Source organism: Streptomyces sp. WZ-12, assembly GCF_028898845.1.
Lineage (GTDB): Bacteria > Actinomycetota > Actinomycetes > Streptomycetales > Streptomycetaceae > Streptomyces.
The window spans coordinates 233,595-248,220 of the sequence record NZ_CP118574.1 but is presented as its reverse complement, the minus strand read 5'-3'; the positions used below and the strand labels follow the sequence as shown (position 1 = coordinate 248,220).

The following is a 14,626-nucleotide window of genomic DNA, read 5'->3' as shown; positions in this document are numbered from 1 at the left end:
TCGGTTCACAGTGAACCTACTTGGGCGATGACAGTGACTGTCAAGCCGGCTGTGTCATGGTCGGGCAACAGTGCCCGCCCCTGTGGATGTGTTGTGTAGGTGACTGGTGTTTCTCGTGAGGCTGCTCGCGCGCGGCGCCCGGCCGACTCCCCTGGGTTACCGGCCCGCTTCTCGTCACTGGCCCACCCGCCCGTCGATGCACTCGCGCAAGAGGTCGGCGTGCCCGCAGTGCCGGGCGTACTCGTCGATCCGGTGCACCAACAGCTCCCGAACGGCGATCCCGTCCTTCCCCACGCGCGTGCCCAGGTCCGGGTGTTGGTCCAGCGCGGCGTCGGTCGCGGCCTGCTCGCGCTCCAGGTCGTCGTACGCGGCGTCGACCACGGCCTGCTCGGCGACGGCTCCGTCGAAGTCCGCCTCCCGCCCGCCGTACAGCTTCGGCAGCGGCTCACCGTCGCTGATCCAGTTGCGCCAGTCCCGCTCCACTCTGGCGAGATGCCGGACCAGGCCGAGCAGCGACATCGTCGACGGCGGAACCGAACGGCGGGCCAGTTGCTCCGCGTTCAGACCCTCGCACTTCATCCGCAGGGTCAGGCGGTAGTTGGTCAGCACGTCCCGCAACGTCGCGAGCTCGCCGTCCGGACTCGGACCTTCGTTGTTGCGGGGGTCGTCGTCCGGATCGGCCCACATGTCGGTGTAGCGGGTTGCCTGGCTCCATCGCGCGAACTGGTCAGTCATGCGAGGCATGTTCGTCTGCGACGGCCTCAAAACGCCACTGGGTTATCGCTGTTGCCGCCGCCACGGGTCGTGCCTCACGTCGTGCGTTGGCGCGTGGGCTGCTCCCGGAGGCCGGCCGTGATCGTTCGGAGGCCGAAGGCGAACCTGGTGTCGAAGTCGAGCAGGGCCGGCAGCGGGCTGCGGGCCAGGTGTGGGTAGTCGTCGTCGGAGAACGAGGCTTTGACGTCGTCCAGGTCCACATCGGTGCGTCCCTGTTGCTCCAGTGTTTCGCCCAGGACGTAGGAGAAGACCGTGGTGATGGCGCACACCGCCGCCTCGCCGGTGAAGCCCGCTTCCTGCATGGCGGCCAGCAGGGAGTCGGCGATCGCCAGGGTGGGGTGTCGAGTGGTGTAGGCACCGCCGACGATGCGGGCGCCGTCCCGTTGGGCGAGGAGGGCGGCCCGCAGGCGCTCGGCCAGCGCGGTCACGCGGGCCTCCCAGTCGGCCTGGGGGAGCGGGCCGAGCGCGGAGGCCAGTACGGCGTCGGCCATCGCGTCGACCAGGGCGTCCTTGTCGTGGAACAGCCGGTACAGGGTGGGTGGTTGGGTTCCCAGGGCATCGGACAGGCGGCGCATGGTCAGTGACTCCAGGCCGCCGTGGTTGACCAGGGCCAGCGCGGTGTCCACCACGGTGTCCGGCCGGAGCGATCCCCTGCGCGTACCCGCGCGACCGCTTTCTCGCATTGACATGTTAACGATGTTATCAGTAGCTTAATTTAACGTTGTTAACGTGGTTATCCATTGCCGATTCTCTTGGCGGTGCGGTGCGGTGTGAGAAGCCCGGCGCAACGTCAAGGAGTGCGGAGAAGGAGGAGAGATGGCAACCAAGACCGCGCCGGTCGCCGCGGGGGCGTCCGCTTCGGAGGCCGGGCCACAGGAAATCCCGGTGATCGTACGGCAGTTGCGTTGGGAGGCCGCGGGAGTGGTTTCGGTGGTGTTGGCCCGGCCGGGCGGCGGGGTGCTGCCCGTTTGGGAGCCCGGAGCCCATGTGGAGTTGGTGCTGCCCACGGGCATCGTCCGGCAGTACTCGCTCTGCGGCGCGCCCGACGACCCGTCCTGTTACCGCGTGGCGGTGCGGCGGGACCCCGCGAGTCGCGGCGGATCGGAGTACGTCCACTCCTTCCTGCGGCCCGGCCAGCCGCTGCGGATCCGCGGCCCCCGCAACCACTTCCGCTTCGAACCGGCCGACTCCTACCTCTTCGTCGCCGGCGGCATCGGCATCACCCCGATCCTGCCGATGGTGCGTCAGGCGGCCGCCTCGGGCGCCCGGTGGCGACTCGCCTACGGCGGACGGTCCGCCGCCGCCATGGCCTTCCGCGACGAACTCGCACCCCACCGCGACGCCGTAAGCCTCTACCCGGGGGACGAATCCGGGCGCATGCCCCTGGACGCGCTGCTGGGGCAGGCCCCTCCGGACACCGCCGTCTACGCCTGCGGCCCGGAATCGCTGCTGGACGCCGTCGCCAACGGGACCGCGCAACTGCCCCAGGGGACCGTGCACATGGAGCGCTTCCGGCCGCGGGAGCGGAAGCCGGCGCGCAACAGCGCGGTGGAGGTGGTCTGCGCCCGTTCCGGCCGCACCGTGGGCGTACCGGCGGAGCAAAGCGTCCTGGACGCGCTCGCGGACGCGGGCCTGCCGGTGGCCGGCTCCTGCCGACAGGGAGTCTGCGGCACCTGTGAGACCCGGGTGCTCGACGGCGTTCCCGACCACCGCGACGACATCCTCTCGGAGGAGGAACGGGAGCGCGGCGACCGGATGTACCTCTGCGTCTCGCGGGCGCGCACCCCCCGGCTGGTCCTCGATGTCTGACCGCATGGCCACCGGCCGTTCATCCGTACAGGAGCGCCCCATGGATCCGTTCGCCGCCGCTGTCGTGTGGGACGCCCGCGGCCCCGCGCCCGAACGCACCGCCGCCGACGCCTATCAGGCCATCGACATGGCCCGCGTCCGGGAGGTCATCGGCTACCCCCAGCCCTTCGTCGCGGAGAAGAAGGAGCCGTACCTCGGCGCGTTCATGCGTCGCTTCATCGCCCACAGCACGTTCTGCTGCCTGGCCACCGCCGACGACAGCGGGGGCGTGGACGCCAGCCCCAAGGGCGATCCGCCGGGCGCGGTACGGGTGTTGGACCCCTGGACCCTGGCCGTACCCGACCGTCCGGGCAACCGCACCGCCGACACCTTCGAGAACATCACCCGCAACCCGGCCGTGGGCATGGTCTTCTTCGTCCCCGGCGTACGGGAGACGGTTCGGATCAACGGGGACGCGTTCGTCACCGACGACCCCGGCCTGTTGGAGCGGCTCGGTGCCGAGGGCAAACCCGCCGTCCTCGCCACGATCGTGCGGGTACGCGAGGCGTTCTTCCAGTGCGGCAAGGCCGTGATCCGCGCCGGGCTCTGGGAGGACGACCGCCGGGGCCTGGCCGACGCGCTCACCCTCGGCAACAACTTCTACGCCCAGATCACCGCGCAGATGGCGGAGAAGATGGCCGCCAACCTCGGCAGCGAGCTCGGCTCCCTCGGCGCGATCGCCGAGGACCACTACCGCAACGACCTCTACTGATCCACCTTCCCCGCCCCTGACGTGCTGCCGCCGTGTCAGCCGGTTCCGGCCAGCCTCGGCACGAAGACGGAGGCATCGACCGTGCCGAGACCGGAGGCGAGGTCGTAGCCCCGTGTGGCGGCGAAGCCGTCGGGGCCGTTGTTCCCCTCGGTGATGTCGACGATCCCGCCGTGCGGATCGCGGGCGAGACCGTACAACGCCTCGTGGACGTCGCCGAGTCGGTGGCCGGCCTTCTGGTTGGCGAGCGCGACCAGCGCCCCGAACATGGGGGCGGCCTCGCTGGTACCGCCTACCGGGAGCCAGCCCGGGCCCGTGGGGAGGAAGCCCTCGTAGACGAGGGTGCCACCGGTGGACGAGCCGTCCATGGAGATGTCGGGGACGCCGCGGCGCTCACCCACCACGTGCGCCACCGGGGCCTGGTAGGCGGGGCGGGCGAAGGTCTGGGAAAGGCCGCCGCCGGTGGCGCCGGAGCGGTCGTTCCAGACGGTGTCCGGGGAGGTGCGCCGGCCCTCGTCGTCGAGGTGCAGGCGGGAGCCGCCCACGGCGAGCACGCTGGGGTCGGCGGCCGGCCAGGGAACGGATCTGACGCGTCGGCCGCCCGGCCCGATGGGCGGGGCGGCGCCGAGGTCGCCCGTACTGGCGGTCAGGGTGGTGCCCCCCGCCACGACCTGGGCCAGCGCGCTGCTGAACCCCGCCAGGTCGCGGGCGGGCGCGTGGCTGTTCCCGGCGGCGGCGTACTCCTCGATGCCGAAGCTGATCGAGATCACGTCGGGGCGGTGCCGGAGGAGGCTCTGCGCGATGCCGTCGAGCATCAGCGCCGCACCGACCTTCGCGGACTGCCTGGCCTCCTGGGGGGACTCCGCATCGGGCAGCGCTCGGGAGGCGTCGGAGGTGGGGGAGGGGGAGGTGAACGCGCGCTCGGGCAGGCCGATCTGAGTGACGACGATCTTCGCGTCCGGCGCCAACATGTGCACGATCTGGGTGTCGAGGGTGGCCTCCATGGCCGGGCCCACCATCTGCTTGTTCTTCGGATCGAACGGTGCGATGTGCCCGATCGGGGCGTACCGGTCGACGGTCAGCTCCGGCAGGGGCAGCTTCATGGCCCGGCTGAACGTTGCCAGGTCCTGCTTCAGGGTGTTGGGCACGACCTCCTCGTAGACCACGACGGTCCGGCCCTTGCCGGTGATCCCGGCGGAGTTGAGCGTGTCGACGCCGTACGCCCTGCGCACCGAGTCCGCGGGGTAACAGGGGAAGCCGAGCCGCCGACGGCACTCGGCCTGCGACGGGAGGTGCTTGAACGGCCGGAGCATGGCCGGCGGCGCGGCGGACGCCGACGTGGCGGCCTGGGCCGCCGCCGACGACCCCGCCCGCCCCGTTTCGGGCGTGGCACGGCCCGCACAGCCCGGGACGGTGACGAGCAGGGCCGCGGCCGAGACCGTGGCGAGGCCACGACGCAGACCGGGACGCGGACCGGGACGCGGACAATGACGCATGGTCAGCAAGCTGGGGAAGGTCACCCTCCGATCATGACCACGGCCCGGGTGTGGCGCCCCTCGCACTGGTCCGTCGGATGGTTGCGGACCGGGAGCGACGTCGCTGGGGCCCGCCAGCCAGGCGACCCCCGCGCCCGCGGCGGCGCGATCGGGCGGGCGTACGCTGGCGGATATGACGGGAACTCACGATGACTCGGTTCGCGAGCAGTTCCGCATCCAGGCGTCGACCTTCACCGATGAGGGCTTCGCCGCACGGGGGTTGGACTGGATCCTCGAACGGCTCGCGCCCTCGGCCGACGAACAGGTACTGGACGTGGCCGCCGGCGCCGCTCACCTGGGCCGCGCGCTGGCACCCCGGGTGCACCACGTCAGCGCCCTGGACCTGACTCCGGAGATGCTCCAGCAGGGGCACCGGCTCGCCAACGCCGCCGGCCTGCACAACATCACCTTCACCCTCGGCAATGCGGTCGAACTTCCCTATCTGGACGGGCAGTTCGACCTCGTCGTCTGCCGGCTGGCGCTGCACCAGGTCGCCGATCCGGCGGCGACGGTGCGGGAGATGGTCCGGGTCACCCGGCCCGGTGGCCGGATCGGTCTCATCGACATGATCGCCGATGAGGATCCGGCGCTGGCCGAGGAGACCAACCGGCTCGAATGTCTGCGCGATCCCAGTCATCACCGGACCTTGTCGCTCACCGAGCTGCGCACCCTGTTGGAAGCTGCCGGCGCCGCGGTGGCCTCGACCGCCATCCGGGACCACGACCTCGACCTGGCGGACTGGTTGGCGCGCAGCAAGACCCCGGAACCGGTGGGTGCCCGGATCCGGGCCCGGCTCGAAGAGGAGCTCGCCGGCGGCGCGCCGACCGGCCTGCGCCCGGTCCGCCACGACGACGGCTCCCTCACCTTCACCCATCCCTGGGCGGCCGTGACGGGCACCCCGCGCGGCTGACGCGGGAACGCGCGCCGGCGTGCCCCGCCCCGTCGCGTTGGCGGGGAAGCGGCGCCCGCCCCTTGCGGGGTACGACTGTCAACGCAGGCTCTGGGCCCGGTCGTAGAGCGGCTTGGTGAGGGCGGTGGTGAACTGCGGTCCGACCAGGTACCGCGTGCAGGTGGACCCGCCGCCGTCGGGGCACTCCGCGCCGTTGGCGGTCAGGTGTCCCGCATGCGTGTTGACGCCGACCACGGTGCCGCGTCCGGTGGTGGGGGAGAGGTCGGCCAGGCGCGGGCCGCCACTGGCTCCCCCGCCCATGACGCAGGGCAGTCCCCACTGCCCCGCGGGCTCGGGGTGATCCTTCGACCCCGGGTACTGCAGGGGAGCCCCGTGACAGTAGGCCAGCGCCCGGCCCGTGTACTCCGGTAGGCCCGCGCGGGCGCTGTCCGACGCAGCGCGGGGGTAGCCGAACTGGGAGGCTGGGCGGTCGCCGGACACGTCGAAGGCGATGCCTTGGGCCGCCTCGGCCGCCTCCTCCAGGGACTGACCGCGCGCGTTCCGGCCGACGACGGCGAACGCCTGGTCATGGGCGTCGAACCGGGCGTTGATCGCGTCGTTCTTCAACCAGGTCGAGTTGAGCACCGCCCAGCGGACCACGAAGGTGCCCAACGGGGCCCGACCGTCGCGGTAGCCGGGGACGAACAGGGCGTTGGCCTGCCACTGGTGGTGTTCGCCGATGAGGTCGGTGTTGTTGAGGCAGTGCGCGGCGGTCACCACCGTGCCGCCGTTCTCGCCGTGGACCAGCGTCGCGGTGCAACTCGCGTCCTCCCCGTGGTCGGTGAAGAAGAGCCGCCCCATGGTGGTCGTCGGGGCGCCGCCCTCCTTCCACGGGGCTCCGTCCGCGGCACTGTAGGGAGGCTTGTTCGACAGCGGGGTGGACAGGGCGGCGATGCGCTCGGGCGTCCAGTAGGCGCGCACCCGCGACTCGTCCTGCGCCGTGGACGCCATCGCGTGGACGGCGACCGTGCCCTCCGCCGGGGCATCGGCGGTGCCTGGGGCCGGCGCCGCCGCGGCCGACGGCGCGAGCACACCGGTCAGCACGGCCACGACGGCCGCGGCCACCGCCGCCCGACGGCTCGCGTGCGTACCGGTGCCCGGATGCGTGACGCGCTCGCTCATGTTGCCCCTCCAATGGTGGTGGTTGACCTGGAACCGGAGCCCCGATCCTCGATTCCCGATCCCGGGTTCCGGAACAGGGCTCCACAACGTCAGACGCCCATCGGGAGGCGAGGTTGCCGCGAGGGCGGAGAGGGGGACATGCCTGCCTCTCGGCGGTATCGCCCCCCGCGTTCCTCGCCGCCCTTAATGGCGGAGGTGCGCACCCGGCGTGTGCCCGAAGGCGCGGCGGAAGACGTCGATGAAGGCGCTGGTCGAGGACCAGCCACAGCGGCAGGCCACCGTGGTGACCGGGACGCCCTCGCTGAGCAACACCACCGCGTGGTAGAGCCGTAGTTGGGTCCGCCACTGGGGGAACGTCATCCCGAGCTCGGCGCGGAACAGCCTGCTCAGGGTGCGTTCGCTGGCGCCGACCTCGGCGCCGAAGGCGGCCAGCGTGCGGTCGTCCGCGGGGGCGCGGTGCAACAGGGCGCAGACCGCGGCGAGCCGGGGGTCGGTGGGGGTGGGCAGGTGCATCGGCTGCTGCGGCGAGGCGCGGAGCTGATCGAGGAGCACGGCGCGCAGGCGGAGCCGCTCGGGTTCGCGCTCGGGTGCGGCGGCCGCCTCGGCGGAGTTCGTCGCCCCGCGGGTGTACGCCACGATCAGCTCGCGCAGCAGCGGACCCACCGTCAGGGCCGTCGGAGCCCGCAGGTCGAGCGGGTTGACGGAGCGCGGCAGGCCGATGGTGTGCAGGTCGAGGTCGCCGTGCGCGCGGGGGGAGTGGGCGGTGCCGGCCGGCACCCACAGGGCGCGGTTCCCGGGGGCGATCCAGGTGCCGGCGTCGGTGGTGACGGCGAGCACCCCGCGGCCCGCGTAGATGATCTGGTGCTCGTCGTGCTGGTGGGCGTCGATGCCCTGTCCGGCGGTGAGCGGCCGGATCGCGGTGGTGGCCTTCGGCGTATGGCGGATTTTCGACACACCACGGCAATTTATCGGAAGCGCGCTGGCTTCCCGGGCGGTGAAGATCGCACCATGCCGTCGCCCACTCGTCTCCCGCACCCGCCCGAACGCTCGCCGAAGCGGTCCGTCGACCCGGCAGCGCCCGCGTCCCACCCCCGGAGTCCGATCGCCGCCCTCTCCGTCGGCCACGCCTGCGTGGACGTGTACCAGGGGGCCGTCTCCGCCCTGGTGCCGTTCCTCGTGGCTGAGCGCCAGTACTCCTACGCGGCGGCCTCGGGCGTGGTGCTCGCCGCCTCGCTGCTCTCGTCGGTCGTCCAGCCCCTCTTCGGGGTCCTGACGGATCGTCAACGCATGCAGTGGCTCTTGCCGTTGAGCACGGCCGTGGCCGGAGTCGGCATCGCGCTGAGTGGAGTGAGCCGTTCCTATGTGCTGACCCTGGTGTTCGTCGCCCTCGCCGGAGTGGGCGTCGCCGCGTACCACCCGGAGTCCGCGCGGGTCGCGCGCCTCGCCAGCCGCGGCAGCCACACCGCGATGGGCTGGTTCTCGCTCGGCGGCAATGTCGGCTTCGCCCTGGCCCCGGTGCTGGTCACCCCGGTGGTCGCGGCGGGTGGGCTGCGCGCCACACCCGTACTCGTCGTCCCGGCGGCCGTGGGCACGGTACTGGCCCTGCTCGCCCTCCGACAGGGCGCATCCGACCCGGCCGGCGCCCGCAAGGCGGCGCACTCCGCCGGGCCGGACGACCACCGCTCCTTCCTCCGGCTGACGCTGGCCATCGTCTGTCGCTCGATCGTCTTCGTCGTGCTCGGCGGCTTCATCTCGCTCTACGCGCGCCAGCGGACCGGGGGCGGCGCGACCGCGGGGGCGGTAGCGCTGTTCGTGCTCTACCTCGGCGGCGCGGTCGGCACCCTCCTGGGCAGCCGGCTGGCGGCGCGCTGGGACCGGGTGCGCGTCGTGCGCTGGTCGTACGTGGCGACGGTGTTCGCGGTCGCGGGCGTGGTCCTCGTGCCGGGCCCGGCCCTCTATCTGTTCGTGGCGTTGACCTCGGCGGGCCTCTACATCCCGTTCTCGCTCCAGGTCACGCTGGGCCAGGACTACCTTCCCTCGCGCGTCGGCACGGCCAGCGGGGTCACCCTCGGGCTCGCGGTCAGCGTCGGCGGCGTCGCCAGCCCCCTCGTCGGTGCCCTCGCCGACGCCACCTCCCTCCACACCGCCCTCCTCCCCCTGATCGCCCTCCCCGCCGTGGGGTGGCTCCTCACCCGGCGCCTCCCCGAACCCCCTGTCCCGTCCGATATATGACGAGGCGTCAGTATCAACGAAGCGCCAGGGGCGTTGCGGGAGTCCGCGTTCTCCGCGGTCCGCAGCGCCCCTGGCGCGTCCCGATCCTCCTCCTCGTCACCCGTGGTCGGTTACGGGTTCCGCTCGTAGGTCGTCACCTGGCGTCCCCCGGCGTCGCCGGACGCGGCGGGGGTGAAGTGCTGGGCGAGGACGGCGAGTTTGGCCCGGTCCTGGGCGGTGGCGGCCGCGGGGGCGGAGCCGCGGTCGCTGAGGACGATGATCCGCCGGTGGGTCAGCATCGCGGCCCGGATGTCCGCGGGCGCGGCCTCGGTGCCGTAGAGGGTGCCCGAGGGGCCCGCGGTCTCGGCCAGGGCGAGGTCATCGAGTCCGCGGAACGAGGAGGGGGTGACGAGGACGGCGTCGCGCCGATGGGCGGGTATGAAGACGATGCCGTCGCCCGGGTGGGCCACCGTCGCAACCTTCTCCGCGGCCGCCCGTACGTCGTCCGTCCGGCTCTCCGGGGTGCGCAGGCTCAACTCCAAGGGGAGCAGCGCCAGGAGCGCGACCGCCACGATGGCGGCGAGCAGCGCTTCGGTGCGGGGACGGCCGGGGCGCCGGTGCCGGGCCCGGATCCGTGCGGCGAGTGCCTGGGCCACCCAGGCAAGGGCGGGGCCGGCGAGGAGCGACAGCCCTATGGACGCGAAGAGCACGTAGCGGTCGACGTAGAGCGGCTTGACGAGCCAGGACGCCAGCAGCAGCCCGAGGTGGGGGACGGCCAGGAGCGGCAGTCCCACCGCGGCCGGCGAGCGGGGCGCGCGTGGCAGGCCGGGCACCCTGGTGCACGCCAGGGCGACGATCAGCATGGCCGCCACCCCCAACAGGCTTCCCGCCGACGGGGGTTGTATCCAGGCCACCTGCCCCGCCTGCCTGCTACTGGCCACTATGAGCGGCAGGGTCCCGCCGGCTATCACCACCGCGGCCATCAACCACCGTGCCAGCAGGGGGCGTTGACCGTGGCGACTGGCTGTCAGGACGGTCACGCCGTGGGCGACCAGGGCGAAGAGCGAGAGCCAGTTGAGCAGTGTGGTGGCGAGCATCACCGTCGCGTAGGCGGTCCAACGCAGGAACTCCGGGGTGCGGCGTCGCTGCTTGGTGCACCCGGCGGTGGATCCGGCCGGTCCCGCCAGGCCCAACGCGCCGGTCAGCAGCCAGGTCGCCACCGCCACGCCCGCGGCCACCAACGTGAACGAGCGTCCTTCCTGCCCGTACCGCTGCATCGCCGGCAGTACGGCCAGTGTCAGTCCCGCCGCGACGCCCGCCAAGGGGCCGGCGAGCCTGCGCGCCGTCGCCGCGGTGACCGCCACGGCAACCATGGCGCCGAGTACCGAGGGCAGTCGCAGTGCCGTCAGATGAGGTCCGAAGACCTCGAATATGGCGTGCATGAAGAGGTAGTAGAGGCCGTGGACGATGTCCACGTGCCCGGTCATGTGCCAGATTTCGGGTAGGGATCGCTCGGCCACACCCCAAGTCGCGGCCTCGTCCCGCCATATGGCGCCCCGGCGGGAGAGCCCCCACAGTCCTAGGACGAGGGCCAGCGCGGCGGGCAGGGCGGGAACCAACCAGGCCGGCCAGCGGTGTCCACCGGTGGGGGGCGGGGTGGTCGCGCACCCCCTGCCCGCAAGTGTCGTGGAGGCAAGATCGAGAGGCATGACGCGAACTATACTGCCCGTGTATACTCCCGATTTCATCGCCATATCTCATGGCATTTTCCGCCAGTGTAGACGTACGGCGCATGCCGTCGCCGAGGGCGCCTTCGCGATCAATTCGGATGATCTTGGACTGGGGGTCGGTGCGGCACCCGAGGGGGTCAACTCGGGGCGTAGTTAGGAAAGTTTCCCACCAACTCCTGGACGGCTGGCGGCCGGAGCGCTAACTTCGCCGTTGATTGGTCATGTACCTGCCCTGCGTTCGGCTGTGTGAACGCGGGGTGGAATCGGCGAGGGCCGGCCTTTCGCCCGGCCCGCAACACCGAGGAGTGGCATGTCCCCGCTACCCCGTTCTCCGCTGCCCCGTCTCTCCACCTCGTGGCGGTGCCTGTTGGCGGCGGGTGCCGCCCTCGCCGCGACCGCGTGCACCGGCGCATCGCTGCCGCCGACCGCGGCCCTCCCCGGCCGAACCCCCGCGGTCCACGCAGGGGTCTGGTCCGGACAGTTCGGCGACTACGGCTCGGCGTCCTGGAAACGTGCCTGGGGGGTCGCGTCGAAGGGCGCCTGGGGCCAGTCCGACCTCAAGGGGGTCAGCGACTCGACGGCTCCGGGTGACGGCTCCGCGCTCCAAGTCACCTACGGCGCCGGCTCGTCGGCCAACTCCTGCTCGAACTGCCCCAACCCCGGAGGCGGCCAGTTCTACACCCAGCTCGACAAGATCGGCCGGTCCGATCTGGCGCGTTCGACCACGTTGGACCTCAAATACAGTCTCAAGCTGCCCAGCGGCTTCGACTTCGGCAAGGGCGGCAAACTGCCCGGCCTCTACGGCGGCACCATCGGCCAGGAATCCGGCGGCAACCACGGCGACGGCTGGTCCACCCGCTATATGTTCCGCGCCAAGTCGCACCCCAACGAGGGCGAGGTCTACCTCTACACCCCCACCAACTCCGGCCCCACCGGCTATGGCGTGGACGTGGGCCTCGACTCCTGGAAGTGGCTCGCCGACGGTGGTTGGCACACCGTGGAGCAGCTCGTCGATCGCGCCAGCGGCGACGTCACCGTCTGGTACGACGGCAAGCGGGCGCTCCAGTCCAAGGCGACCGCCACCGGCATCGCGGACATCCCGTTCAGCGGGGTGTTCTTCTCCACCTTCTTCGGCGGCCATGACACCAGTTGGGGGCCGAAGGCGACCGAACGGGCCGAGTTCGCGGACTTCTCCCTGTCGGCGACGGCCCAGCACTGAGCCGGGGGAGCCCCTGCCGGACCGCTGACGCAGCGGCTACCGCCCTGCTTCAGACGAAGAAGGCGTTCATGCCCTTGACGTCGGAGAGGTAGGTCTCGATCCGGGCTATCTTGCCGTCGCGCAGGGTGCACACCGTGGACAGGTACTCGTCCAACACGGCGTCGTCGCGCCGGGCGGTGTTGTGCAGGGAGAGCGCCATGTTGGTCGGGCTGACGAGGATGTGCAGAAGCGCGAAGTCGAGCCCGTAGCCGCCGATCTTCCTGGCCCGGGCGACCACGGCGTCCGCCCCTTCGACCGTGCCGGAGACGGTGTTGTCGCCGGGCAGGGACCAGGTGGCGTCGTCGTGGAGCAGGGCGCGGATGCGGTCCCAGTCGGCGGTGGACAGTGCGGTGTGGAACTGCCGCCCGATCTCGTGCTTTTCCTCGTCGGTGAGGGGCATGGGGTCTCCGTTCTTGTGGGTTGTGTTCGTTGTTCGGCGCGCGTGGCCTGCGCTGTGCGGCGTGGCGCCAGGGTGTGACGGGACATGAGGTGATGCCTCGTCCGCCGCGATAGTTCGACTGTACTTGAACAGACGGATTGTGTGGAGGGGTTCCGCGCAATCAACCGACGGAGACGGGAGGCTGGTTCGGCTCTTCTTGTAGGGTCGAACCATGCCCGCTGCGCTGTTCCACCCCACCCGAGAGCAGATGCGCCTGGAGCACGTACTGGAGGCGCTGGCCAACCCCATTCGGCTCCGCGTCGTCCGCACGCTCGCGGAGGAGGCGGAGTCGACGTGCGGGGCGATCCTCCCGGACGTCTCCAAGTCGACGGCCAGTCATCACTGGCGGGTGCTGCGCGAGAGCGGGCTGGTGCACCAGCGGCGCGAGGGTCGCCATCTCCATATGCACCTGCGGCGCGAGGATTTGGACAGTCGGTTCCCCGGCCTGCTCGACTCCGTGCTCAGGAGTCTGGAGCAGCAGGAGGGTGACGGGCGCGACGCGTCGTAGGCGTGCCTGGTCTCGTCGCCGCGGGCTACGGTGGCGACTTGAGGTCGGGCAGCTCGGATCCCGGAGGTGGCGGCGGTGGCGGTCGGGGCGCGCTTGGACGAGGCTGACGGCGGCGATGCCTGGGCGGGCGGCCCGATCGCCGAGGTCTCGGAGGCGGTACGGCCGGGGTGAGCGGGTCGGGAGCGGCGTCACGGTGGGGAGGTTGCTGGTGCGGGTGCGGCCGGTTCGCCGTTGCCGGTGGCGGTTCCTCGGCGGCGGGATGGTCGCGCCCGGCCGGTGTGCCCGGCCATGATGGGGGTGAGAACGGAGGAGACGGCAGTAGACGGGGGAGACGGAGGGGACAGTCATGACCAAGCTCACCGTTTTCCGATCGACGCAGGCCACGCCCGGAGAGCGTGGGCGCGTGCTCGGCCGGGCCTTTCCGGACCGCATGCGCCGCACCAGCGCCTTCTATGATCGACTGTTCGCCGCCGTCGGCATCGACCAGCGGGACGTCGTCGCATGGAGCCGGGAAGCCTTCGCGCACGTCGGCGTCCGGACCCCCGAACTGGCCGAGGAAATGGAGGGCATGGCGCGCGGCGCGGACCTGCCCCTGTGGCGGATCGCCGCGCTCAACGCGCGCACGGAGATCCTCGGACGGTTCGGCGCGCTGCCCGAACCGGAGTGCTCGACGGTGGTCCACGCCCCGGCCGACGGCAGACCGCCGGTCACCGCACAGACCTGGGACTGGCACGACGGCATGCGGGACGGCTGGTTCGTCTGGAACATCGAGCACCCCGACGGCCGGGTGGTCCGCACCGTGACCGAGTACGGCATCGTCGGCAAGATCGGGGTCAACGCGGCCGGGTTGGGGGTGCACTTCAACATCCTCGGACACGCGTCGGACAAGTCGGTTTCGGACGAGGGGAGTTGGGTGCCGGTGCACGTCCTGTCCCGTGCCGTGCTCGACACCTGCGCGACCGTCGGCGAGGCCGCCGAACTGGCCGTGACGACGCCGGTCGCGGCGTCCAGTTCGCTCACCCTGGCCGGGTACGCGCACGGGCGCGCCACCGCGGCCGCCATCGAGCTCAGCCCGGTCGGCTCGGCCTGCCTGCCGCCCGGAGCCGACGGCTATGTGGTGCGGACCAACCACTTCGTCGACCCCGTCCTCGCCGAGGGCGAGGCGAGGGGGACCGCCGAGCCGGGGACCTACCACCGCCTGGCCGCCCTCCAGGAACGGACCGCGAAGCTGGGCGACGCACCCGACCGGGCAGCCCTCCTCTCCGCCCTCGTCTGTCACGGGGAGGACGGGGCGGAGGTGTGCTGCCACCCGCAGCCGGAAGCGGCGTTCGGTACGCGGTGGGTGACCCTGGCCACCGTCTCCCTGGACGTCGCCGGAGGTTCCCTCGCGGTCCATCCGGGCCGGCCGTGCTCGCTGGCGGGCGCGGATGCCTGGCCGGTCGTGGGGTGAAGTCCCCGACTGGCAGGGCTGGTTGAGGGAATAGGGAGGCGTCCGTGCTGTCGGGCATGCCGCTCCACTGCCCGGCAGGCGGGGCCGCCGTCA

14 protein-coding genes are annotated in these 14,626 nt (G+C 71.8%); 7 read left to right on the top strand and 7 right to left on the bottom strand.

Annotation, left to right across the window (positions count from 1 at the left end; genetic code table 11):
* Window positions 1–174: 174 nt before the first annotated feature.
* Window positions 175–735 (bottom strand): DinB family protein, encoded by a 561-nt coding sequence (locus PV796_RS00590; protein WP_274910728.1) that lies wholly within the window; start codon window positions 733–735, stop codon window positions 175–177.
* 74 nt (window positions 736–809) lie between these two features.
* A complete protein-coding gene (locus PV796_RS00585) occupies window positions 810–1,463 on the bottom strand; it encodes a TetR/AcrR family transcriptional regulator C-terminal domain-containing protein (protein WP_274910727.1) in 654 nt (217 codons plus the stop codon).
* 127 nt (window positions 1,464–1,590) lie between these two features.
* Here PV796_RS00585 and PV796_RS00580 point away from each other — a divergent pair, with 127 nt between their 5' ends.
* Together PV796_RS00580 and PV796_RS00575 are read left to right on the top strand one after the other, a co-directional pair.
* Window positions 1,591–2,583, top strand: a complete 993-nt coding sequence (locus tag PV796_RS00580) for a PDR/VanB family oxidoreductase (RefSeq protein WP_274910726.1) — start codon at window positions 1,591–1,593, stop codon at window positions 2,581–2,583.
* Window positions 2,584–2,623: 40 nt separating this feature from the next.
* A complete protein-coding gene (locus PV796_RS00575; RefSeq protein ID WP_274910725.1) occupies window positions 2,624–3,334 on the top strand; it encodes an MSMEG_1061 family FMN-dependent PPOX-type flavoprotein in 711 nt (236 codons plus the stop codon).
* 35 nt (window positions 3,335–3,369) lie between these two features.
* Here the strand turns inward: PV796_RS00575 and PV796_RS00570 are convergent, their stop codons facing one another.
* Window positions 3,370–4,827, bottom strand: coding sequence for a S53 family peptidase (locus PV796_RS00570; RefSeq protein WP_274910724.1), 1,458 nt, complete (start codon window positions 4,825–4,827; stop codon window positions 3,370–3,372).
* Between the two features lie 172 nt (window positions 4,828–4,999).
* Here PV796_RS00570 and PV796_RS00565 point away from each other — a divergent pair, with 172 nt between their 5' ends.
* A complete protein-coding gene (locus tag PV796_RS00565) occupies window positions 5,000–5,776 on the top strand; it encodes a class I SAM-dependent methyltransferase (RefSeq protein WP_274910723.1) in 777 nt (258 codons plus the stop codon).
* Window positions 5,777–5,854: 78 nt separating this feature from the next.
* Here PV796_RS00565 and PV796_RS00560 read toward each other — a convergent pair whose 3' ends face one another.
* Both PV796_RS00560 and PV796_RS00555 read right to left on the bottom strand, forming a co-directional pair.
* Entirely contained in the window at window positions 5,855–6,937 is a 1,083-nt protein-coding gene (locus PV796_RS00560; RefSeq protein WP_274910721.1) for a trypsin-like serine peptidase, read from the bottom strand.
* A 183-nt stretch (window positions 6,938–7,120) separates the two neighbouring features.
* Window positions 7,121–7,891: an AraC family transcriptional regulator gene (locus PV796_RS00555; RefSeq protein WP_274910720.1), complete on the bottom strand. Its 771-nt coding sequence runs from the start codon at window positions 7,889–7,891 to the stop codon at window positions 7,121–7,123.
* A gap of 54 nt (window positions 7,892–7,945) precedes the next feature.
* Here PV796_RS00555 and PV796_RS00550 point away from each other — a divergent pair, with 54 nt between their 5' ends.
* Window positions 7,946–9,169 (top strand): MFS transporter, encoded by a 1,224-nt coding sequence (locus PV796_RS00550; RefSeq protein WP_274910719.1) that lies wholly within the window; start codon window positions 7,946–7,948, stop codon window positions 9,167–9,169.
* Between the two features lie 110 nt (window positions 9,170–9,279).
* Here the strand turns inward: PV796_RS00550 and PV796_RS00545 are convergent, their stop codons facing one another.
* On the bottom strand, window positions 9,280–10,857 hold the full coding sequence (locus PV796_RS00545) for a glycosyltransferase family 39 protein (RefSeq protein ID WP_274910717.1): 1,578 nt from the start codon (window positions 10,855–10,857) through the stop codon (window positions 9,280–9,282).
* 331 nt (window positions 10,858–11,188) lie between these two features.
* Here PV796_RS00545 and PV796_RS00540 point away from each other — a divergent pair, with 331 nt between their 5' ends.
* Window positions 11,189–12,097, top strand: coding sequence for a polysaccharide lyase (locus tag PV796_RS00540; protein WP_274910716.1), 909 nt, complete (start codon window positions 11,189–11,191; stop codon window positions 12,095–12,097).
* Window positions 12,098–12,146: 49 nt separating this feature from the next.
* Here the strand turns inward: PV796_RS00540 and PV796_RS00535 are convergent, their stop codons facing one another.
* The gene (locus PV796_RS00535) at window positions 12,147–12,536 is read right to left on the bottom strand and encodes a nuclear transport factor 2 family protein (RefSeq protein ID WP_274910714.1); all 390 of its coding nucleotides are present in this window, start codon (window positions 12,534–12,536) and stop codon (window positions 12,147–12,149) included.
* Between the two features lie 211 nt (window positions 12,537–12,747).
* Here PV796_RS00535 and PV796_RS00530 point away from each other — a divergent pair, with 211 nt between their 5' ends.
* The gene (locus PV796_RS00530; RefSeq protein ID WP_274910712.1) at window positions 12,748–13,083 is read left to right on the top strand and encodes an ArsR/SmtB family transcription factor; all 336 of its coding nucleotides are present in this window, start codon (window positions 12,748–12,750) and stop codon (window positions 13,081–13,083) included.
* 346 nt (window positions 13,084–13,429) lie between these two features.
* Window positions 13,430–14,533, top strand: coding sequence for a C45 family autoproteolytic acyltransferase/hydolase (locus PV796_RS00525; protein WP_274910710.1), 1,104 nt, complete (start codon window positions 13,430–13,432; stop codon window positions 14,531–14,533).
* The last annotated feature ends 93 nt before the right edge of the window (window positions 14,534–14,626 follow it).